21 protein-coding genes are annotated in these 22,980 nt (G+C 39.3%); 19 read left to right on the plus strand and 2 right to left on the minus strand.

The features are described from left to right. Positions 1-40 precede the first annotated feature (40 nt). The 6 genes from ACSR9O_RS05295 (at position 41) to ACSR9O_RS05320 (ending at position 6,422) form a co-directional block, all read left to right on the plus strand. Positions 41-1,063 (plus strand): LacI family DNA-binding transcriptional regulator, encoded by a 1,023-nt coding sequence (locus ACSR9O_RS05295; protein WP_137018015.1) that lies wholly within the window; start codon positions 41-43, stop codon positions 1,061-1,063. 102 nt (positions 1,064-1,165) lie between these two features. Next, a complete protein-coding gene (deoC, locus tag ACSR9O_RS05300) occupies positions 1,166-1,831 on the plus strand; it encodes a deoxyribose-phosphate aldolase (protein WP_410200452.1) in 666 nt (221 codons plus the stop codon). Positions 1,832-1,891: 60 nt separating this feature from the next. Continuing rightward, the gene (gene fucP / locus ACSR9O_RS05305) at positions 1,892-3,238 is read left to right on the plus strand and encodes an L-fucose:H+ symporter permease (RefSeq protein ID WP_491724074.1); all 1,347 of its coding nucleotides are present in this window, start codon (positions 1,892-1,894) and stop codon (positions 3,236-3,238) included. A gap of 69 nt (positions 3,239-3,307) precedes the next feature. Continuing rightward, positions 3,308-4,342 carry an aldose 1-epimerase family protein gene (locus ACSR9O_RS05310; protein WP_491724075.1) on the plus strand — a complete coding sequence of 345 codons (1,035 nt, stop codon included), beginning with the start codon at positions 3,308-3,310 and terminating at the stop codon, positions 4,340-4,342. Positions 4,343-4,355: 13 nt separating this feature from the next. Next, positions 4,356-5,270: a ribokinase gene (rbsK, locus tag ACSR9O_RS05315; RefSeq protein WP_491724076.1), complete on the plus strand. Its 915-nt coding sequence runs from the start codon at positions 4,356-4,358 to the stop codon at positions 5,268-5,270. A gap of 576 nt (positions 5,271-5,846) precedes the next feature. Further along, on the plus strand, positions 5,847-6,422 hold the full coding sequence (locus ACSR9O_RS05320) for a hypothetical protein (RefSeq protein WP_101221681.1): 576 nt from the start codon (positions 5,847-5,849) through the stop codon (positions 6,420-6,422). 153 nt (positions 6,423-6,575) lie between these two features. On the opposite strand, the gene ACSR9O_RS05325 is transcribed toward ACSR9O_RS05320, so the two are convergent. Beyond that, the gene (locus tag ACSR9O_RS05325) at positions 6,576-6,992 is read right to left on the minus strand and encodes a PaaI family thioesterase (protein ID WP_491724077.1); all 417 of its coding nucleotides are present in this window, start codon (positions 6,990-6,992) and stop codon (positions 6,576-6,578) included. Positions 6,993-7,635: 643 nt separating this feature from the next. Between ACSR9O_RS05325 and ACSR9O_RS05330 the strand changes: the two genes are divergently transcribed. The 6 genes from ACSR9O_RS05330 to ACSR9O_RS05355 all read left to right on the plus strand — a co-directional run bounded on the left by ACSR9O_RS05330 (position 7,636) and on the right by ACSR9O_RS05355 (position 14,058). Then, a complete protein-coding gene (locus ACSR9O_RS05330; protein WP_101221684.1) occupies positions 7,636-8,490 on the plus strand; it encodes a MurR/RpiR family transcriptional regulator in 855 nt (284 codons plus the stop codon). Between the two features lie 34 nt (positions 8,491-8,524). Then, complete coding sequence (locus ACSR9O_RS05335; RefSeq protein WP_491724078.1) at positions 8,525-9,655, plus strand: amidohydrolase; 1,131 nt, start codon at positions 8,525-8,527, stop codon at positions 9,653-9,655. A gap of 27 nt (positions 9,656-9,682) precedes the next feature. Further along, a complete protein-coding gene (locus ACSR9O_RS05340; protein ID WP_101221686.1) occupies positions 9,683-11,167 on the plus strand; it encodes an amino acid permease in 1,485 nt (494 codons plus the stop codon). Positions 11,168-11,310: 143 nt separating this feature from the next. Then, positions 11,311-12,141: a GNAT family N-acetyltransferase gene (locus ACSR9O_RS05345; protein ID WP_137018006.1), complete on the plus strand. Its 831-nt coding sequence runs from the start codon at positions 11,311-11,313 to the stop codon at positions 12,139-12,141. Positions 12,142-12,237: 96 nt separating this feature from the next. Then, entirely contained in the window at positions 12,238-13,353 is a 1,116-nt protein-coding gene (gene menC, locus ACSR9O_RS05350; protein WP_101221688.1) for an o-succinylbenzoate synthase, read from the plus strand. 321 nt (positions 13,354-13,674) lie between these two features. Next, the gene (locus ACSR9O_RS05355) at positions 13,675-14,058 is read left to right on the plus strand and encodes a YkvA family protein (RefSeq protein WP_260357297.1); all 384 of its coding nucleotides are present in this window, start codon (positions 13,675-13,677) and stop codon (positions 14,056-14,058) included. Positions 14,059-14,372: 314 nt separating this feature from the next. Here the strand turns inward: ACSR9O_RS05355 and ACSR9O_RS05360 are convergent, their stop codons facing one another. After that, positions 14,373-14,507, minus strand: a complete 135-nt coding sequence (locus ACSR9O_RS05360; RefSeq protein ID WP_491724079.1) for a hypothetical protein — start codon at positions 14,505-14,507, stop codon at positions 14,373-14,375. A 347-nt stretch (positions 14,508-14,854) separates the two neighbouring features. Here ACSR9O_RS05360 and ACSR9O_RS05365 point away from each other — a divergent pair, with 347 nt between their 5' ends. The 7 genes from ACSR9O_RS05365 (at position 14,855) to ACSR9O_RS05395 (ending at position 22,950) form a co-directional block, all read left to right on the plus strand. Next, entirely contained in the window at positions 14,855-16,042 is a 1,188-nt protein-coding gene (locus ACSR9O_RS05365) for a hypothetical protein (RefSeq protein WP_095390129.1), read from the plus strand. 17 nt (positions 16,043-16,059) lie between these two features. Continuing rightward, positions 16,060-17,286, plus strand: coding sequence for a Zn-dependent hydrolase (locus tag ACSR9O_RS05370; RefSeq protein ID WP_101221699.1), 1,227 nt, complete (start codon positions 16,060-16,062; stop codon positions 17,284-17,286). 2 nt (positions 17,287-17,288) lie between these two features. Continuing rightward, on the plus strand, positions 17,289-18,464 hold the full coding sequence (locus ACSR9O_RS05375; RefSeq protein ID WP_101221700.1) for a M20 family metallopeptidase: 1,176 nt from the start codon (positions 17,289-17,291) through the stop codon (positions 18,462-18,464). A 380-nt stretch (positions 18,465-18,844) separates the two neighbouring features. Continuing rightward, positions 18,845-19,330 (plus strand): peptidoglycan-binding domain-containing protein, encoded by a 486-nt coding sequence (locus ACSR9O_RS05380; protein WP_230176504.1) that lies wholly within the window; start codon positions 18,845-18,847, stop codon positions 19,328-19,330. 552 nt (positions 19,331-19,882) lie between these two features. Next, entirely contained in the window at positions 19,883-20,710 is an 828-nt protein-coding gene (locus ACSR9O_RS05385) for a MerR family transcriptional regulator (RefSeq protein ID WP_101221730.1), read from the plus strand. A gap of 129 nt (positions 20,711-20,839) precedes the next feature. Further along, positions 20,840-22,327 (plus strand): UbiD family decarboxylase, encoded by a 1,488-nt coding sequence (locus ACSR9O_RS05390; RefSeq protein WP_230176502.1) that lies wholly within the window; start codon positions 20,840-20,842, stop codon positions 22,325-22,327. A gap of 47 nt (positions 22,328-22,374) precedes the next feature. Further along, entirely contained in the window at positions 22,375-22,950 is a 576-nt protein-coding gene (locus ACSR9O_RS05395; protein ID WP_101221732.1) for a non-oxidative hydroxyarylic acid decarboxylases subunit B, read from the plus strand. Positions 22,951-22,980: the final 30 nt, after the last annotated feature.

Consider the following 22,980-nt stretch of genomic DNA (forward strand, 5'->3'; position numbering starts at 1 on the left):
TTAAAAAAATCTAAACGTTTACATTTTGAGGTGTTAAAAGATGGAGTCAAAGCCAAATATTCAGGATGTTGCAAACCTTGCAAACGTTTCTATTGCAACTGTATCCCGGGTCATTAATAACCAAGGAGGCGTTCGGAAAGTAACGGAAGAGCGTATTCTAAAGGCCATTGAGGAACTGGGCTATATTCGCAGTGCTGCAGCAAGGACAATGAAGCGAAAAGAAACGAATACAATCGGGGTCATTGTACCTGATATTATGAACCCGTTCTTTCCGCTTGTTATGGCAGGGATTGAACAAAAAGCTCGTGAAAAAGAATACTTTACTATTTTAAGCAGTACAAATGAATCCCCAAAAATCGAGGAAGAGATTGTGAGAAATTTTATTGAGCGAGGTGTGGATGGTGTGATTATCACTACGGCCAATGAAGATGGTGAGCACCTAAAACTGCTTGAAGAACAGGGAATTCCTGTAGTAGCAGTTGATCGAAGCATCAAAAAATTTGAAGTGGATACTGTTCTTGTTGATAACAAGAAGGGGGCCTATCAGGCTGTCCAGCAATTGATTCTTCAGGGGCATGAAAAGATAGCGATTATATGCGGTCCACAGAACACGACCCCTGGGCTAGAACGGTTCTTGGGTTATAAACATGCCCTAGATGACTACAACATTGAATTGGATGAACGATATGTCATTAATGGAGATTTCGGAGAGCAAAGTGGTTATCAGTGTACTGAAAAGCTGTTTGAGCTTGATGATAGGCCAACTGCTATTTTTTCTTCCAACAATATGATGACTATCGGCTGTATGAAAGCGCTGGCCGATTTAAACTGGAGGCTTGGCAGCGAGGTGTCATTTATAGGTTTTGATGATGTGGATATAGCGACATTTTTGAGCCCGAAACTTAGTGTAGTTGCAAGGCCAATGAATGCTATAGGAGAGATTGCCTTTATGCTTTTGCATGAGCGGATTTGTTTCAAAGGAGAGCTTCCGAAGCGGGAGTATCTATTGTCTCCAGAGCTTAAAATCAGGGATTCTTGCCGGTCAGTGGATCATACATTCTGATTATATGAAAAGGGGACTAGGAGTTTAATCCATCTGGTCGCCCGATACCTTTTTATATATTGAAAGCGTTTTATTTTAACTAGAGAAAGAGGAGATATTGAAATGAGTACTGCAAAAATGATTGACCATACCTTTTTAAAGGCTGAGGCAACAAAAGAACAGATAGTGAATCTTTGTGAAGAAGCTAGAGAATATGGCTTTGCTTCCGTTTGTGTAAACCCAGTCTGGGTGAAAACGGCAGCAGAGAAGCTAAAAGGAAGCGATGTGAAGGTATGTACAGTCATTGGTTTTCCTCTAGGAGCGTCAACGACTGCAGTAAAAGTGATTGAATCAGAGAATGCTATTCAAAATGGCGCCGAAGAAGTGGATATGGTCATAGCGATTGGTTTATTGAAATCAGGCGAATATGAGGAGGTTGAAGCTGACATTCGTGCAGTGGTTGATGCTGTTAAAACTAGGGCACTTGTCAAAGTGATCATCGAAACATCACTGCTTACTGAAGAAGAGAAGGTTCTTGCTTGCGAAATTTCACTTCGTGCAGGCGCCGATTTTGTGAAAACATCTACTGGATTCTCAACAGGGGGAGCAACGGTAGAGGATGTTGCATTAATGCATAAGATTGTTAAGGATAAGGCTGGTGTAAAGGCATCCGGGGGAATTCGTGATTTAAAAGATTTGAAGTCGATGGCTGAGGCTGGCGCTACTCGTGTCGGTGCAAGCTCGGGCGTGAGGATTATGAAAGGTGAAGCAGTATTGGATGGATACTGATTCTGATTAAGAATTGCATAAGCGCTTAAAAAAACTATAGACACAAGGGGATGTTAGAGAATGAAAAAACAAAACATAATTCAGCTGCCAGATGGTTATTTGAATCGTACACCTTTTTTTCAGTTTATCCTGTTGTCTTTGCTTTTTCCTTTATGGGCGGTAGCTGCCAGTTTGAACGATATTTTGATTGCACAGTTCAAACATGTGTTTGAGTTAAGTGATTTTGCGAGTGCTTTAGTACAGAGTGCTTTTTATGGAGGATATTTTCTGATAGCAATACCTGCTTCAATGGTAATAAAGAAAACTAATTATAAGTTTGCCATAATTACAGGCTTGCTTTTCTATATTGTGGGATGCTCATTGTTTTACCCAGCTTCGCATATGGCTACCTATACAATGTTTTTATTTGCTATTTTTTCCATCGCAATTGGCTTAGGTTTTCTTGAGACAGCTGCAAATACATATAGTTCCATGATTGGCCCGCGCAAGTATGCGATTCTTCGATTGAATATTAGCCAAACATTTTATCCAATTGGTGCGATTTCAGGAATTTTACTTGGGAAATACCTTGTTTTCCAGAAAGGAGCAAGTCTTGAGGCGCAATTGGCGACTATGTCTCCTGCGGAGGCACAGGCTTTTGGATTGAAAATGCTTGAAAATACTCTAGAACCCTACAGATATATGATTTTTGTCCTTATCGGTATACTTGTACTGTTTATTTTCACTAAGTTCCCGTCCTGTAAGCCGGAAGTGAATAGCAGCAAAGTTACAGGGAAAACACCTGGAATCATAGAAACACTGAAATACTTAGGTGGAAACAAACGCTTCCGGAACGGAATTGCTGCACAATTTTTATACGTCGGTATGCAAGTAACGGTTTGGTCATTTACCATTCGGCTTGCGCTCGATTTAAATCCTGACATCAACGAGCGTACAGCTTCAACCTTTATGGTATATAGCTTTAGTGCTTTCTTTGTAGGTAAGTTCATAGCCAATTTCTTGATGACCCGCTTTTCTCCATCTAAGGTATTGGTTAGCTACTCCGTCATTGGTTCAGCTCTTCTTGCGTATGTGGCTTTTGTTCCGAACATGACGGCAGTGTACGCTGCAGTTGCTGTCAGCATGCTGTTTGGACCATGCTGGGCGACGATTTATGCTGAAACACTTGAAGTTATAAAAGAGAAGAAATATACAGAAACGGCAGGAGCAATCCTCGTCATGGCTATTGTAGGCGGAGCGGTCATCCCTGCAGTTCAAGGGTTTGTATCTGATTTCTTCGGTTCCATGCAATTAGCATTTCTTGTATCGATGGCATGCTTTATCTACGTCGGTTGCTATTTCTTCGGTGAAATGAAAAAGCAAAGTGCATCGGTCCAGCCTTCAGAAAAGCCAGTGGAATCAGTCTAATTTAGAAAATTGTCATCTGACCAGGACAGTTAAACTTTGCTGTCCTTTTTGGATATAATTAGGAAAGGGATGGAAAGCATGATGGAAAGCATGATGGGAACAATTGAACTGCAACGGGACTATTTTAAGGAGAACAAAACAGTCTTTTTTACCAACAATGAATTCGGTGTAAACTTATTCCGCTATCCATCAGGTATTGAAGCGATTGAGCTAACAAATTCACGAGGAAGAATGGTTGTCCTCCCATATATGGGTCAGATGATTTGGGATTTGGAATTTGACGGTGTAGATCTTAAAATGAAGAGCATGTTCTCTCAACCTAAAAAGGTTGAGAGGATCGTAGATACATATGGATGTTTTGCCTTTCATTCTGGATTAATCAGCAATGGCTGTCCGGGATCGAATGATGACCATGAAATGCATGGAGAAATGCCATGTGCCGAGATGGATAGAGCTTGGATTGAAGTAACGGATATTGGTATAAAAGTAATTGGTCAGACAGAGTATGTCAAAGGGTTCGGTCACCATTATCTTGCCACTCCGAGTGTTGAAATGTTCAAAGAAAAAGGTTTTATTAAAATGAGCATGAATGTAAAAAATTTATCGGGTGCAGAAATGCCCCTTCAGTATATGTGCCACACCAACTATTCATATTTAGAAAATGCCGTTATGAAGCAGAACATTCCAGACGATGTTTTCAAGCTTAGAGAATCGATTCCAGGCCATGTAAAGCCGACAGAAAAATGGTTGGTTTATAATAAGAAGCTGCTAAATGGCGAAGAATCGCTCACAGTATTAAACAATCCGGAAATGTATGATCCAGAGATCGTATTTTTTGGGGATGAGCTGAATTTATATCAGGAAGAAGTTGAGTTTGAAATGGCTTCTCCCGATGGAGTTACTTTCTTTACAAGTTTTTCAACAGCGGAATTGAATTATGCCACAAGGTGGGTATTGCATAATGCAAATCAGCAAGTTGCATCATTCGTGCTGCCTGCAACATGCCGTCCAGAAGGCTTCAACGCTGCAGAAAAAGCTGGAACATTGATTACGCTCGGAGTAGGGGAAGAGAGGTCTTTCACGATTATAACCGGGAAGAAATAAGGGGGAAAAGGAAATGGATATAGCAGTAATTGGATCTAACATGGTTGATTTGATCTCATACATTGATAAGATGCCGAAAGAAGGAGAAACACTTGAGGCGCCTGACTTTAAGATTGGATGTGGGGGGAAAGGAGCAAATCAGGCAGTGGCAGCTGCCAAAATGGGCTCAAAAGTTATGTTGGTAACAAAGGTTGGCGATGATCTCTTTGCCGATAACACCATTCAAAACCTCGAAAGCCACGGAATAGATACTGAGTTTACCAATAAAGTCAGCGGCATATCAAGCGGTGTTGCACCGATTTTTGTCGATCAAGAATCAAAAAATCGCATCCTGATTATTAAGGGAGCAAACCAACACCTGAAGCCGGAAGACGTGGAGCGAGCAACTGATAAACTTAAGACAGCCTCGTTAATTGTCCTTCAGCTGGAAATCCCGCTTCCAACCGTTTACCGTGCAATTGAATTTGGTTATGAGCATGGCATTCCGGTCATTTTGAATCCTGCACCGGCATCAAAAGAACTTGATTTTGATTATGTGTGCAAAAGTGACTTTTTTATTCCGAATGAGAGCGAATTGGAGATTTTAACAGGAATGCCTGTGGCCTCTGAGGCCCAAATTAGAGAAGCAGCGTCCGGGTTAATTAAAAAAGGAGTAAAAAATGTCATTGTGACAATGGGAAGCAAGGGCGTCATGTGGGTAACAAAGGAAAAAACTCAAACTGTCGAGTCACATAAAGTAACTGCGAATGATACTACTGGCGCTGGAGATGCATTTATAGGATGTTTTGCACATTTCTTTGTGAAAAATGGCGAAGTACTTCATGCTATAAAAATGGCTACAGCATATGCTGCTTTAAGTGTCACTAAACTTGGTACACAGTCTTCTTATCCAACTTCTGAAGAATTAGAAGAGTTTTTGAATAAGTGAGATAAATTAATGTATGTGATCAAAAATGCGCTTTTGTAAGCCGAACATAACCCTTGTGTGAACTCACAGCTTTAGGATTGAAGTATAAAGGATGGTTAAGTTTTTTAGTTGATCTTCATACGCACTTTTAAAAAAATTTAATTATTATTAATTCAAAGTCGAAGTAAAGTATAGCTGGACAGATGGCAAACTATTTGTCATCTGTCTTTTCATATCTTTTGTTAAAGGAAAACGGACTTTACTATAATTCAGCTGCTCTTTCTTAAGGTATAGGAAGGTGAATCAACGGATGGGAAGAGTTGGACACATTGGGATACCAGGGCATTCTTGTTGTATGTTAATTTCTCAGTAATTGTACAAGCCATTTTTCATAAATATCATATCTTGTTACGAAGAGAGATTCGTAAGAAACTGGTAAGATACTTTTTTATGGATGATAAATGTGTAATAGTGGTTTGTTTTCAGAAAATGTTCAAAACACAATCTTTTACTTATTATCGTATCTTCTTATTGTAACAGCCCACTGGAAACCCATCTCTCTAGTAATAAATCTTAAAAAAAGGAGACGTTTAGGGAATGTTGTGGCCAATTAACAATGGTAAGGAAAGGTTACATCAGCCGAATAAAAGTGCAATGCTGTCCATGCAAGAGATAAAAGCCATTGAGTCATGGATATCTCAAATAGGGAAATTCCAAATTTATATAACCGCTGGACAATTAGTATCTACCGCCAGAAAAACGCTAAAGTTCAAGTATAAAATGATCGGGTATGGTTTTAATCGGGTCGTCTATGATTTAAATAATGGCTATATTTTAAAAATTGCATTGTCACAAGTAGGACTAATAAGCAATGCAAATGAAGCTTATATCTATAATAACTGTAATGAGGAAGTCAAAAAGGATATTTGTCCGGTTAAGGAGCATGGGACGGGCTGGATTATCATGAAGAAGGTAGACACGAAAGTGCCGTTTGCAATCAAGGAATATACGAAACTGATCAGTTTGGAATTGAAATTCCTGAGGCACGGTATTATCCCAATAGATTTGCGTTTGGATAATGTCGGATATAACGAGAATGATGAAATGGTCGTCATTGATTACGGTCTATTCACCATGGATCTCCAAAGCCTTGTGCTGCGATGGCTTGTTTGATGAGGTGTCTATCCAAAGAAAATATAAAATTGATTTACAATGAGGTGATTAGGCGAAGCGGTGAATCTTGTGCTCTCTTGATTTTATCGAATGTCTAAATGAAAGAAGCATGTTACGAAGGGCTTTTTTGTGCAACATGCTTTTTTTTATGGTTTAAAGGATCATAACTGATGACACAACGCTTGCCACTTTTTTATCATTTTGAAATAAATCTGCAAGTACATAAGCTGTTTTTTTTCCGATTCGGTCTACTTTTGCTTCAACTTGTACGTCTCCTAATCTTACTGGTCGATGAAAGGTAGTATGTAAATCAATCGATGCGAAGGATTGTCCGATGCTTAATTTAGATGATATCGCATAAGCCATCATAATATCTGCTGCAGAAGTGACAAATCCACCCATTGCTACACCAATTCCGTTAATAAACTTTTCATCTACTGTCCATACACCTCTCGCAATTCCATCCTGGGCATAATTTGCTTCAATCTGTAACGTTAGATCACAATTCGGAGGCTGTTTCCCTTCCGTTATAACTTGTAAAAGTTCGTGTCCTTTAGATGATTCCCCCATTAAATAGCCCCCCTTGAATAAGTTGAAACTACTGAATATTCTAACATATATCTTGATGTCAATGAAGTTATTGATTTTACAAATAAAGTAATTAGAGACCCGAACCAAGAAATGTAATTTGGTGGTGGATTTGATTTCAACTTCAGGTACTCGCTTTCCGCGGGCGGTCTGGGGAGCCTCCTCGGCTTCCGCCTGCGGGGTCTTCCCTAGACACGCTTTTCCCGCAGGAGTCTCGCACCTTCCGATCCAATCACCGGGAACGTTTTTTAAATAAAAACTGCCAGGCTGGTCCATTCCGAACCAAGTTTAAGACTGGATTATCCTTCATGTTTTTGTACTGTAATCCATATTAGGTTGAAGAAATTCGCGACACTCCTGCCGAAAAACTGGCTAGCCTAGACCCCACAGACGCTTGCGTCGAGGAGGCTTGGCAGACAGTCGGCGGAAAGGGAGCGGATTTCTGAAATCTACGGGAATATTATTTAATAAAAAACTGTAGGGAAGTTCGAAGTTAATAATTATCAAAAAAATCAAAAACTTCTTCTTTTTCTAATTAAATTGTGATAGTGTATAAAACAAAGAAGTATTACCTTCATCATTTTATTAAAAAGAAGTATTTGATTCACCGGAAAGGAGTGATATTGTGGAAAATCTACCATTTAAATTATTAGTGAAAGAAAGATTTGACCATCTATCGACAGGTCAAAAAAAGGTTGCCGCTTACCTGATTGAAAATTTGGATCAAGCTGCCTTTAAAACTGCTTTTCAAATTGGGCGGGAAGCTGAGGTTAGTGAAACAACGGTCATTCGGTTTTCCTATTCATTGGGATTTGAAGGGTTTAGTAAAATGCAGGATAGAATTCAAAAACAGCTGCTGCACCAAAACCAAACGGATATATCCAATAGTGATTCCATTCTTAGCATTGATGACAAGCAAGATCCATTTACCAAAGTGATAGAAAACGAAGTTCATATTTTAAGACATCTATTAGATCATACGAACGTTCAGGATATATGGAAAGCGGTCGATGTCTTGATCAAGGCTGACCAAATATTAATTGCAGGGCACCGGATTTCCCATGCCGCCGCCTATTGGTTCTCCTATACGTTAAGTTCATTAAGGGAAAATGTAAGTTTATGTTCACCAACAGGCGACTTCTATGAAAAGTTTTGTAACCTCACTAACAAATCTGTGATAGTTGTTTTTTCCCTTCCAAGATATGCGAATGAAACATTAAAAGTTGCGGAGTGTGCAAAAGAACAAGGAGTTTGTTTAATTTCAGTTACAGACCGCCTCCTGTCACCTGTTGGCCGTATCTCTGATATTGCACTGACAACTGAAGAAAACGCAGAAACCGGAACGAATTCAATCGCTTCCGTCATTAGCTTATTGGACTTGGTTATTGCAGGCATACATCAAAAAGACGCAAAACGGATATATACCCATCAGCAAAAATTAGAAAGGCTATATTCAAGTTATGAAGTGTTTAATGAATGAGTTTAAATTCATGTAAAGGGGGAGGTGCATCATTATGAACCCGATTCAATATATTGATCAGCATCAAGAATTATTGTTAAAGTCCTATCATGACCTGCATTCCTTGGCTGAGCCAAGCTGGCAGGAGAAAAGAACGTCTAGCTATATTTTAAAATGTCTTAGGGAAGCGGGAATAACCGTAAAAACATTTCAGAGCCATTATGGAATCATTGCCGAGATTCCAGGCATCTCAAAAAAGATTGTGGCATTAAGGGCTGATATGGATGCGCTTGTTCAGGAAGTAGATGGAGTTGTAAAGGCAAATCATTCATGTGGACACGACGCACATAGCACAATGGTTTTATATACAGCATTGGCCATTGCCTCCTGCGGAATCCGGCCTAAACACACTCTCCGATTTATATTTCAGCCTGCGGAAGAAAAAGGGGAAGGCGCTCTTCAAATGATCAATGATGGCGCGTTGGAGAATGTTACATATTTATTCGGGATTCATGTAAGACCCAGTACGGAAGTTCCTTATATGAAGGCTTCCCCCGTCATTGTCCATGGCTCAGCCGAAACAATAAGGGGAACAATCAAAGGCATTCAGGCCCATGCTTCCCGTCCGCAAGATGGAATAAATGTAATCGAGGCAGCAGCTTTGCTTGTCCAAAAATTACAGCAGCTTAATCTGGAAACCGAAACTCCTTATTCCATCAAAATGACTCAATTTGAAACAAACAACAAAGCATCAAACGTCATCCCGGAAACAGCTTTCTTTGCTATTGATGCCAGAGCGCAGTCTAATGATGTAATGAATGAACTGAATCGCTTAACGAAGGAGGCTATTGACCAGACAATGGAACAAACTGAAACATCTATCTCCTGGTCAGCCGAAGAATATGTCCCCGCTGCAACCTTGCATGAAAAAGCGATAAAGCTGGCTGAGGCCGCAATAGAAGATATCCTTGGGGCGGAAAATGTCGTTCCGGTCTGTGTTTCTCAAGGAGGCGAGGATTTTCATTTTTATACAGCCAAAAATCCTGAATTAACAGCAACCATGATAGGGTTAGGCTGCGATCTAACGCCTGGTCTGCACCATCCGGATATGATGTTCAATTTAAAAGCACTTATTTATGGAACGAAAATTTTAATTAACACAGTAATGTTGACGGCAGGAGAATAACTTAGAAAATTAATGAAGGGGTGTTTTATGGAAAATACGGCACTAACATCACAAACCGGGGACCAAACAGCTGCTGAAGAAAAACAACTGGAGCGAAAACTCAAACCAAGGCATCTTTCAATGATCGCAATCGGCGGAACCATTGGAACAGGGCTATTTTTAGCAAGCGGTTCCATTATTCATACTGCGGGTCCGGGAGGAGCTGTAGCTGCCTATATAATTGCCGGAATCATGGTTTTCTTCCTGATGACAAGCTTAGCCGAAATGGCTGCCCTTATTCCTATTACAGGCTCTTTTAGTACATATACATCAAGGTTTGTCGATCCGGCTTTAGGATTTGCGATCGGCTGGAACTATTGGTATAACAATGCAATCGTAGTCGCATTGGAATTAGCAGCTTCCTCCCTTATTATGAAATATTGGCTGCCTTCTGTTCCGGGCATCATTTGGAGCGCATTATTTCTTGCACTCATATTTGGCCTTAATATTTTATCGGTAAAAGGATATGGAGAATCAGAATTCTGGTTTGCCATTATAAAGGTTTTGACGATTATCATCTTTATCGCAGTAGGGTTATTAATGATTGTAGGAATCATGGGAGGGGATGCTGTAGGTTTTGAAAATATCACCAAAGGGGAGGCACCGTTTAAAGGAGGCTTTTTATCCGTTATAAGTGTCTTTATGGTGGTCGGGTTTGCCTTTCAAGGCACCGAGTTAGTAGGAATTGCAGCCGGCGAGAGTGAAAACCCAAGAAAAAATATACCAAAGGCCATTAAGCAAATCTTCTGGAGACTGCTCTTGTTTTATGTATTGGCAATAATCGTGATTGGATTTTTAATAAGCTATAATGATCCGCGTTTGTTAAGCTCGAATATTGAAGATATTGCGGTAAGTCCCTTTACACTAGTTTTTCAAAACGCAGGGCTAGCCATCGCTGCCTCTGTTATGAATGTTGTCATTCTTACTTCCGTTCTTTCTGCGGGCAATTCGGCCATGTACGGAGCTTCTCGCGTGCTTTGGGTGCTGGCGAAAGAAGGCAAAGCTCCTTCGTTTCTAAAAAAGGTGAATTCAGGCGGCATTCCAGTGAATGCTGTGTACTTTTCTACCATCGTTGGGATGGCAGCTTTCCTGACCTCTTTCTTCGGTGAAGGTACGATTTACAATTGGTTATTGAATGCTGCAGGTTTATCCGGCTTTTTATCCTGGTTAGGAATTTCGATTACACATTATCGATTCCGGAAGGCATATATAGCACAAGGAAGAGATTTAAAAGATTTGCCGTATGTATCAAAATGGTATCCATTTGGTCCGATATTAGCGACATTTTTATGTGTTACGGCTATCCTGGGGCAAAATTACTCTGCATTTTTCGGTCCTGAGATTGACTGGTATGGAATTTTAATTTCTTATATCGGGCTTCCTTTATTTTTCCTGGCTTTTCTAGGTTATAAAATCGTAAAGAGGACAAAAGTGATTCCATTGCAAGAGGCTGATTTCAGTAAAGTGGAATAACAAATAAGAGAGTATTTCGTAAACATAAAGTATTTAAAAGATAGCTCCAGCGCCTTGCAAGATAAGCCGTCAGCTGTGGAACTTACTTGTCCATCTTATGTTGGGCCGATCAAGGCGCTTGTGCTTTTCATAGGAGGTTTACCATGACGAATACACATGAAATTGCAATTCGTTCTCTTCATCGAATTGAAGAGCTAGAGGAAGTAAGAAAGCTAGAATCCGCCATTTGGGGAGAAACCGACTCAATCCCTTCACACCAAACCATAACTGCTGTGAAAAACGGAGGTTTGGTTATAGGAGCTTATTGCGAGGAGAAGCTGATTGGATTTCAATACAGCTTTCCGGGATTCAATGGGCAATCAGCCTATCTTTGTTCACATATTCTAGGAATTGATGAGCAATTTCGCAACAAAGGTATAGGGGAAAAGTTAAAGTCAGCACAACGTGACGAGGCGATAAAGCTCGGCTATTCCCTTATTACCTGGACATACGATCCATTAGAAAGTGTTAATGGGTATTTAAATATAGCCAAGCTTGGCGGGGTATGTTCCACCTATATACCAAACTGCTATGGTGAAATGGAAGATCTATTAAACAGCGGAATTCCTTCTGACCGCTTTCTTGTCGAATGGCATATTGGTAAAAAGGAGAAAACCGATTCTAACGGACAAGGATTACCGTTGGACTTTGTGATAGAAAACTCGCTTATCCAATGGGATGCCATTGAAGAGGGAGTGCCTGTTCCTTCTTTCACTCTTCCGCTGCCTGAACAAGAATGTGATACAGCTTTTGTGGCCATTCCAAAGGACTTCCGAACAATAAGAGCCACAAATATTCAAGCGGCTAATGAATGGCGGATGAAAACGAGGGATATTTTTAGTGATTTATTTCAGCAAGGATGGCAGGTAACAGATTTTATGAAGAATTCCATGACAGAAATTCCCGTTCAGTTTTATGTGCTATCAAGGAAATAAGCAGGTTTATATTTAACTATGAATTAACAATATGCTGCTGTCAGCTATTAAAAAGACTGGGGCAAACAGTTTTATCCCCAAAAGGAGAATCTACTAGTGAAAATTAAACAAGTTATTTTAAGGCATCTGAAGCTTGACTTGCTTCACCCCTTTACAACTAGCTTTGGGACGGAATACAATCGGGATTTTATCCTTGTGGAAGCAAAAAGTGATGATGGCATTTCCGGTTGGGCTGAATCGGTTGCGATGCTCGACCCTTTGTATAATGAAGAGACCTTAAAAACGAACTGGCATATACTCGAAGATTATCTAATTCCAATTATCCTTAAAAATGAAATCAAGCATCCTGATGAAATTTCCGAAAAATATTTCACCCATATTCGCGGCAATTACATGGCAAAAGCCGCTTTAGAGGGTGCTGTTTGGGATCTGTATGCTAAAAAACAGGGTGCTTCTCTTTCAAATGCGTTAGGTGGAACAAAAAAGAAAATTGAAGTGGGGGTAAGCATCGGAATACAGGATTCGATTGATTCGACACTAGATATAATAGAAGCTCGTCTCGGTGAAGGCTATAAACGCTTTAAACTAAAAATCAAACCCGGCTGGGATGTTGAATTAATAGACAAGGTCAGAAAAGTATATCCTGATATCCCGCTCATGGCAGATGCAAATTCAGCTTATACCTTACAAGATATAGACGGGTTATCCGCCTTGGATGATTTTAATTTAATGATGATTGAACAGCCGCTTGCCTATAATGATATCATTGACCATGCAGATTTACAGTCAAGGTTAAAAACACCTATTTGCCTGGATGAAAGCATTCACTCATTAGCGGATGCAAGGAAAGCTATTAAATTGGGCAGCTGTAAAATTATTAATATCAAAATTGGCCGTGTCGGAGGTTTGACTGAATCCAGGAAAATCCATGATTTATGTCTTGAACATGAAATTCCGCTTTGGTGTGGGGGTATGCTGGAATCAGGCATCGGAAGAGCACATAATATTGCAATCACTTCACTTCCTAACTTCACGCTTCCCGGCGATACCGCAGCTTCCTCCCTCTATTGGGCAGAAGATATTACTGACCCTGAAGTAACAGTGGAAAACGGAATAATCAGTGTTCCAGAATTGCCCGGTATTGGCTTTGAACCAAGCATGGAAAAAATCAATAAGTATACTATACAAAGTCAAACCTATCATTTAATTTAGAATGTTGATAGAAAAGGCTAGTTACTTCCTGCAACATCTATTTTCCTTACATAAAGGCATGATTCCCGAAAAAGGGAGTATGCCTTTTTTTAACACATAATGATTGGAATTACTTGCAATACTTCGATAAAGGTAAAGACAGCGTTTCGATAAACAACTATCCTAGAGGAGTAATGCTGATCTTAAATAGATAATGGTTAATGAAATGGCTATCAATCGTAAGAATTCAAGAGCAAATCGTGATTAGTTTTTTGAGGGAGGTTAGTGTAAATCCTATTTGTTATAATGGAATTAAATTCTTAACTATAATTAGGAGATAAAATGTTTAAGAAAATTAAGACTTGGACGGGAAATTTAAAAAGACAGATTTTTATCCTTTACTTTGCTTGTAAAGATGAACGGGTGCCTTGGTATGCAAAAGTTTTTACGGCTTGTGTTGTAGCTTATGCATTCAGTCCGATAGACCTAATACCTGATTTCATACCTATTCTTGGTTACTTAGACGATGTAATTCTTGTTCCATTAGGAATAATTATTGCATTAAAGATGATACCAAAGTCAGTATTAACCGACTGTGAAAGTAAGGCAGAAGAAATGATGAAAAACGGTAAGCCAAAGAATTGGATAGTCGGATCAATAATAGTATTGATTTGGGGCTTAATTTTAATATGGGCATTTATTAATATTTATCGCTTACTTAATTAACGGTTGCTAGAAAAGAAACGTTCCTAGAGTTAGTGTGTTTACGGTTTTTTGAAACAAAGGAAAATCCTCTTAAAAAATTTGTCGGGGTATTTGGCTTGGTCAAAAATAGTATCAAATTGGAAATGAAAATTTTAGAGATAGATCTATTAACTGGATTCTTTTTATAATAAGGCTGCCAATTAGCGGCCTTTTATAAAAAGAAAAAGGAGCCTAAAGGAAAATTTCTTATTCTATTAATGTTGATTCAGCCCCTGACATAATAATGCGGTGCGGTATTGAGCGAGTCAGGACTCGTTCTGCAACATAGGCACAGACTAACAACCATCCCATTTCTCTTGCCATGCCATTCCAACTGCTCCGTTTAAAATTTCTTCAAGAAGACTCTTTAAGGCACCAGCCTGATCACCCCACTGTTGATTCCCCCAAACCTTTACAACATTAATTAACATATCGGATTATTTACAGTGAAAAATAACAGGATATTAATTACTAATTAATCTGAGCTGTCCTTAGACGGCTTTTTCTTTTTGAAATAATAGGTTTAGATTAGTTTGTGTTAGTTGTTTTAGTCACTACCGAGATAAAGAGGTATCCAAAGAAAAATTATTTTGATATACCCAACCATATAATTATTTGAGAATATTTGGTGTTTGAAATTAGAAATAAAACACTTACATTTCCTAATATCTGTGTACATTTACCTGAAAATATAAAATTATCTTTAAATTTAGACTATTCAATGTTATTATTTTATAAGAATATTCAAACTATTAATTTGGAAGGTGTGGGAACTCATATGTCACAGATGTTGGCTTTGGTTATTGTTATTCTGATTTTATTTGTAGGGGACATAGTGGCGGTTCGAACAAAAGCCTGGGTACCTTCCGTTTTCATTTCGGCGATTCTATTTCTATGTGGTTATTGGACATTCTTTCCGCAAGACATCGTTTCAATAGCAGGTGTTCCACCGGTAGTGGCAACCATGATGATGTACTTATTGATCACGAATATGGGGACATTGCTTTCAATAAGGGAATTGGTGAATCAATGGAAGACGATTGTCATCTCCTTATCTGGCATTCTTGGCATTGTTGCACTATTATTCGGAATTGGCATCTTTATTTTTGATCTGCAAACTGTCCTTGTAGCGGTTCCACCTTTAGTGGGAGGTATGGTTTCTTCAATAATCATGTCAGAAGGAGCGGCAGATGCAGGACTTACGAGCTTGTCCGTTTTTGCCATTGTTATTTATGTAATGCAAGGCTTCGCTGGATATCCTTTAACTTCAATTGTCTTGAAGAAAGAAGGGAAGAAGCTTTTGGGGCAATACCGCAATGGAAAGTTAACGGTAAAAAAGGATGAAACTGCATCCGCTGCAGAAGGTATGACGGAACTTAAGCTGTTCAAGAAACTTCCTGAAAAATATAATACGGAATATTTCAAATTTTTAAGACTTGCAGTTGTTGCTTTACTTGCTTACCTAGTTTCGAGTGGATTAGAGCCGATTATATCTATAAATGCATTTGTTCTTTGCTTACTATTCGGGGTTATCGGAAAAAGTATCGGTTTCTTGGAAAGACAGACACTGCAAAAAGCAAATGGATTTGGATTTGCGATCATGGCTCTTATGCTTTTCGTCTTTGATGGATTGAAAAATGCAACACCAAGTATGATGATGGAGATTCTTTACCCACTTGTTGTTTGCATTATCTTAGCTGTGATAGGTATGTATATCTTCTCATTCATAGCAGGGAAATTGTTAAAAGTCAGCAAAGAAATGGCCTTTGCTGTATCTTTAACAGCATTATACGGATTTCCAGCTGATTACATTATCACCAATGAAGTCGTAAATTCATTAACAAAAGATGAAAATGAAAAAGAAGCATTGCTAAGCCATATGCTGCCGCCGATGCTTGTTGGCGGATTTATATCGGTAACAATCGTGTCGGTTATTTTGGCAGGAATATTCGTACAATTCTTGTAAAATAGGAGGGATTCTAAGTGAGTCTTAGCGAACGTATAGAAAAGCAAATAAGTGATTTGGGCGAATTTACATCAACACCCGGAGAAGGGACTACCCGGCTTACGTATAGCAAGGAAGACTTGCTTACACGTAATTATATAAAAAATAAAATGATGGATTACGGCCTGACAGTACAGGAAGATGGATTTGGAAATATTTTTGGAAAGCTTGAGGGTACTTTAAAAGATGCACCAAGCGTTCTGTTAGGTTCACATTTTGATTCCGTACCAAATGGCGGTGCGTATGACGGACCAGCAGGTGTAATTGTCGCACTTGAAGTGGCTGCCCTATTTTCAGAAAATCAATTAACACCTAAATATCCATTGGAAATCGTTGCCCTGATTGAAGAAGAAGGAGCTCGTTTTGGCGGAGGGCTAATGGGGTCGAGAGGAATAGTGGGAACGCTTAGTGAGGAAAGTTTTAAAAATTTAAAGGATAAAGATGGTATCACAACCATTGAAGCGATGTCAAAAGTTGGACTGGATTTCTCTCTTCCGAAAAGAAGAAATCCCAATAGCATTAAAGCATTTCTCGAATTGCATATAGAACAAGGACCAATCCTTGAAGAGAAGAATATCCCCATTGGTGTTGTAGAAGCTATTGTTGGTTTAACTCAATTTGAAGTAACCATTGAAGGAAAGGCAGGACATGCAGGCACAACCCCAATGGATCGCCGTACGGACGCATTGGTTGCTGCCGCTCAAATTATTTCTCAATTACCGAGCTTTGCAATTGAGGAAGGAGAAGGAACGGTTATAACGACAGGACGACTAGATGTTTTACCAAATGGAGCAAACGTCATACCGAATAAAGTGGTATTTTCGGTAGATATTCGATCAAGCAAGGAAGAACATATTAACAATGTCATCAGGCGGATGAAAGAATTAATCGAATCCTATCAGGTACAGGGGATCCATACAACGGCGGAACAGCTGTTGTATATGCCGCCAAAGATATTGAGTAATGAGATTAAGGATTTATTAAAAGATAAAAGTTCTGATTTGGAAATTCCATACTGTTCCATTGATAGTGGAGCAGGTCATGATGCGATGGTTTTTTCAGATGTGACTGAAGTTGGCATGCTTTTTGTTCCAAGTAAAGCAGGACTAAGTCATTGTCCAGAGGAATGGTCTGATGCAAGTCATTTGGCAAATGGAGTGCAAATATTTTACGAAGTGGCTAAATGTTTAACGGAGGTAGAATAAGAATGATTAATCAAACGATAAAAGAAGCGATTCAAAATTATAGTGATGAATTAACAGAAATACGCAGAAAACTTCATAGCGAACCTGAGTTATCATGGGAAGAAGAAAATACAACTGCCTTTGTTTGTGACTACCTTGAAAAATTAGGGATTACTTATCGAAAAGCGGAACCAACAGGTGTCATTGCAGAAATTAAAGGCGGTAAGGCAGGAAAGACGGTAGCATTAAGAGCAGATATGGACGCCCTTTCTGTTGAAGAATTAAATAAAGACTTGCCGTATGCTTCAAAAGAAGAAGGGAAAATGCATGCATGTGGTCATGATGCGCACACTTCAATGCTATTAATTGCAGCTAAGGCACTAAACGTAATAAAAGAAGAATTACCTGGGAATGTGCGATTAATATTTCAACCAGCTGAAGAAGTGGCAACAGGTGCAAGGGAAATGGTTAAACAAGGGGCTGTTGAGGGTGTTGATAATGTTTTTGGCATACATATTTGGTCGCAAATGCCAACAAACACGGTTGCTTGTACTCAAGGACCTTCATTCGCTTCAGCAGATATCTTTACAGTAACGTTTAAAGGAAGAGGGGGACATGGTGCAATGCCACAGGATTGTATCGATGCTACTATTGTTGCCTCTTCATTCGTCATGAACGTACAGTCTGTCGTATCAAGAACGGTCGACCCCCAAAATCCCGCTGTTTTGACAGTTGGAAAAATGGTCGTTGGCACACGATTTAATGTCATTGCAGAAAATGCCGTCATTGAAGGGACTGTCCGTTGCTTTGATCCTAAAACACGTGACCATATTGAAAAGCAGCTCCAGATTTATGCTGAAAATGTTGCGAACATTTACGGTGCGACCGCAAAGGTTGAGTACTACCGCGGAACACAAGCTGTCATCAATGATGAATACAGTGCAAAATTAGTGCAAAAAGTTGCCTCAAATGCGTTTGGCGATGACGCAATATATAATGAAAAGCCAACAATGGGTGGCGAAGACTTTAGCTTCTATTTAGATGAAGTACCTGGAAGCTTCGCTTTAGTTGGATCAGGAAATCCTGAAAAAGATACGGAATGGGCACACCATCACGGAAAATTCAACATCGACGAAGAAGCGCTTGCTACCGGTGCAGAACTTTATGCCCAATATGCATGGGCATATTTGAACGAATAATGGTCTGAATAAAAGAGGGAATCCGATATTACTAAAGGGTGTTTGAACGTCAGAAGGCCGCCAATTGGCGGCCTTCTGGCGTTAAGGGGTTAAATTTCACTTATGCATCATATAAAGTGATCCGTCTAGAGGAAAAGAGAAGGATAATGTCTATTTAGAAATTCCTTAAGTTTTTTCTGTACTCACTAATTTCATTATAAAATCTTACATGCGTAAAAACCGTAGATGTCCCAGTTGCAAATTAATCCCACTTATTCGATATTTCAAGGATACTGTTTGTTTAGCAAGGACAAAACAGGACATCGGTCGGAAGGGGAATATAAAATCTGAAGGGAAATAGTAAGGTAGTTCGGAAGTGAAAAAAAGAGGGAGATGGAGCTATGAAGAAATTACTTACTAGTTTGGTAGTATTGGCAATGGCCCTTGGGGTATCTTTTTCCACAGCTTCAGCATCTGCTGGAGGTTTTCACCACCCCGACAGCTGGGATAAGAATTCTATTTTACGGAAGGACACTCATGGGGTGGAGGTCAGAAATATGCAGTATATCCTGAATGTCATGGGCTTTTATACGGATTCTGCAGTGGTTGACGTTGATGGTATCTTTGGACCAAAAACAGAAGCGGGAGTGAAGAAATACCAAAAAGAAAACAACTTGAAAGTGGATGGTGTGGTTGGCCCCCGGACGTGGGATAGCTTCTCGCAATATATTAAGAAGAATGGCAATGAAACATATGGCGCAGGCGGAAACATGGGACTCAGAATTAAATGGAAGTACGACAATTCCTCCTATACATCGGGATCTAAAGCCTATATTTACGGTAATGGAGATACATTAAGCGATCAATACCGATTGTATGCAAATTAAGATAAAGGAAATTCCTTTCTATGAAAAACGTGTCCACAAATAGGCACGTTTTTATTTTTTCTTTCACAAGTTGAGTGTATTTTTAAACTCCTGTTTCCTTCTTGGGTATTGTGTGGTCTGATTTTCGATTCCCTGAATAAATGCTATTCCTTCCAGAGGAATCAGTTTAAGTCCAAAAACATATAAGCTGGTAATGATGTTACTGCTGACTATAGTGAAAAAATCCATTAATCCTTAAGCGACGGAACCCCCTGTCTTAGTATTTTTTATACTCAATTTAAAATTTAATACTATTGAATTTCACTTTCTCACCTATTGCCTAATTAATGAAGATGCTGATATGATCCATTTTTTCGATAGGCAGGACCTTTAAAATCCATTCATTTTAAATGGAAAAATGGTAAAGTTAGAGGGGATTGAAGATTTCTTTAGAATACTGACCCTCTCCAAGCGGCTGTAGCTCCGAATGGAAGGAGGGAAATTAAAAAATTAATATATGATATAAGACTTAGAAGGAAATTCACAAAAAGTATTTGCAGAGGAGTAGCGCATATGGACAATTACTTATCAATCAGTGAAATGGCTTCCATTCACAGTATCTCAAGGCAAACACTCATTTATTACGATAAGATCGGTTTATTTAAACCGGTACATATAGATGAACATGGTTATCGATATTATAGTGCCATTCAGATTCCGTTTCTAAGGGAAATTTGCTTTTTGAAGTCGATTGGCATAAAACTGAATGATATTAAGGACCATATAGGAAATCGGAATTTAACCACTGCCATGTCACTTTTGGAATTTCATCAAGAATTCATTGATAAAGAAATAAATGCCTTGATGAATACCCGTACATTTATTCAACAGAGATTAATGAAATATTCAGAAGCCAAAAATATTAAAAGTGAATTGGATAAACCTATTATAGAAGAATTTCCTGAAAGGCATGTCTTATTTATACCATTTGAAAATGATTTGTGCCGTGAAGAATTACATTTAACGCTTATGAAAGCTTGGAATGTATTAAGTAAACATGAAATGCTTCCGTCTGAGGGATTTGGCACGGTTATTTTAAAGGATAAACTTGGAATGGATGATGTTTTCGAGGGTGCGGGAATATATACTGCATTACCTTTTATAGATCCTGATATGGATAACATGATGACGTTGCCTGCTGGGCAATATGCCTGTGTATATAAATATGGAATGCCATATAATATTGAGTTTTTAAATGAATTGGTTCAATGGATCAGTGAAAATCACTATAGAATTATTGGGGACGTTGTGGACGCTTGCTTATTGGATACGACCTTTTACGAGAATGATAGTAGTGTTGATTTTTGTCAGCTGCAAATCCCTGTAGAGAAAATTACTTGAATTTTCAAATATCCATTGACTGTATAGTAGAAATACACTTTAGAATATCAATTGTAACCGATAACATATAGGTTATTTGAATGTGACTATACATAGGATACTGATCTTAAAGTGACAGGGGGATTTATTATGTCTGAAAAAATGAATAAAGTGACAGATTTACGTTCTGCGCTGGAACTACTGAAGTCGATTCCAGGACAATTGATTGAAACGGATGAACCAGTCAATCCTCATGCTGAATTATCTGGCGTGTATCGTCATGTCGGTGCTGGCGGGACAGTGATGCGTCCAACAAAAATCGGGCCTGCCATGGTTTTCAATCATGTTTTGGGTCATGAAGATTCAAGCGTGGTAATCGGACTTTTAGCCAGCCGGGAAAGAGTCGGCCACATGCTGGATACAAAACCCGAGCGGCTCGGGTTCCTTTTAAATGAAGCTGTAAAAAACCCAATTGATCCAATCACCATTTCGAATGATAAAGCGAAAGCTCAAGAAGTGGTTCACTATGCAGAAGATCCCGGTTTCGATATTAGAAAATTAATACCTGCGCCTACGAATACAGAGGAAGATGCAGGTCCGTATATCACCATAGGAATGTGCTATGCCTCTGATTCAGAAACCGGTGAATCTGATATAACGATACACCGATTATGTTTACAAAGTAAAGATGAGATGTCCATGTATTTTGTTCCTGGCCGTCATTTAGAAGTTTTTCGTGAAAAGGCTGAAAAAGCAGGAAAACCGTTACCAATTTCCATTAGTATCGGTGTTGACCCTGCTATTGAAGTCGCTGCTTGTTTTGAAGCACCTACGACTCCCCTTGGCTTTAATGAGCTGAGTGTTGCAGGGGCGATCAGGAAAGAAGCGGTAGAATTGGTCCAATGCTTGACAATTGATGAAAAAGCTATCGCGAATGCTGAATATGTAATAGAAGGGGAATTGGTTCCCGGAGTGCGCGTTCGGGAAGATCAAAACACCAATACTGGAAAAGCAATGCCGGAATTCCCTGGCTATACAGGTTCAGCTGTTGCGGATCTGCCTCTAATCAAAGTGAAAGCCGTAACGCACCGAGTCAATCCAATCATGCAAACTGTTATTGGTCCAAGTGAGGAGCATGTTAATATGGCTGGCATTCCAACTGAAGCAAGCATTCTGCAAATGGTGGAAAAGTCCATGCCAGGCAAATTATTGAATGTTTATGCCCATACTTCAGGAGGAGGTAAATACATGGCTGTTCTTCAATTCAAGAAAAGTCAGCCAAGTGATGAAGGGCGCCAAAGACAAGCTGCACTATTGGCATTCTCTGCCTTTTCTGAACTTAAGCATGTATTCATCGTGGATGAAGATGTGGATCCCTTCGATAGCAATGATGTTTTATGGGCGTTAAATACTCGTTACCAAGGTGATGTTGATACGGTTTTCATTCCTGGAGTGCGCTGTCACCCGTTAGATCCTACACAAGATCCCGCATACAGTCCTACCATTCAGGAAAAGGGTATTTCCTGTAAAACCATTTTTGACTGCACAGTACCATTTCATTTAAAAGATGAATTTAAAAGGTCCGAATTTAAAGAGGTGGATCCAAGTCGATTCGTTCCTGGATTTTCCAATACGTAAATTTCCATAAAGCTTCGATTCGATGACTAATGTAAGGAGGGGAATTAATGAAAATCATTGTTGGAATAACAGGAGCGACTGGAGCCATTTTCGGAATTAGGATTCTTCAGATGCTTAAAAGCAGTGAAGTGGAGACCCATTTAATCATGTCCCCGTGGGCACATGCCACCATTCAACATGAAACATCATATTCTGTTAAAGAAGTGGAGGGATTAGCTGATCATTCCTATTCTTACAAAGATCAAGCAGCAAGAATTTCAAGTGGATCGTACCGGGTTGATGGCATGATCGTAGCACCTTGCAGTATGAAAACACTAGCTTCCATTCGCATGGGGCTAGCGGATAATTTATTAACGCGATCTGCTGACGTCATGTTGAAAGAAAGAAAAAAATTATTACTAATGACTAGAGAAACCCCTCTGAATACGATTCATTTGGAGAATATGACAGCGCTTTCCAAAATGGGGACCATTATATTCCCTCCGATGCCAGCCTTTTATAATCATCCTGAGAATGTTAACGATATCATTGATCATCTGGCTTATCGTGCGTTAGATCAATTTGAAATCGATACTCTCGGTGCGAAACGGTGGGACGGAATGAAATATCGCACCAAAATATAACAGATTACTAGGGAATTAAAGAAAAAGGTG

Source organism: Peribacillus sp. B65 (assembly GCF_058513295.1).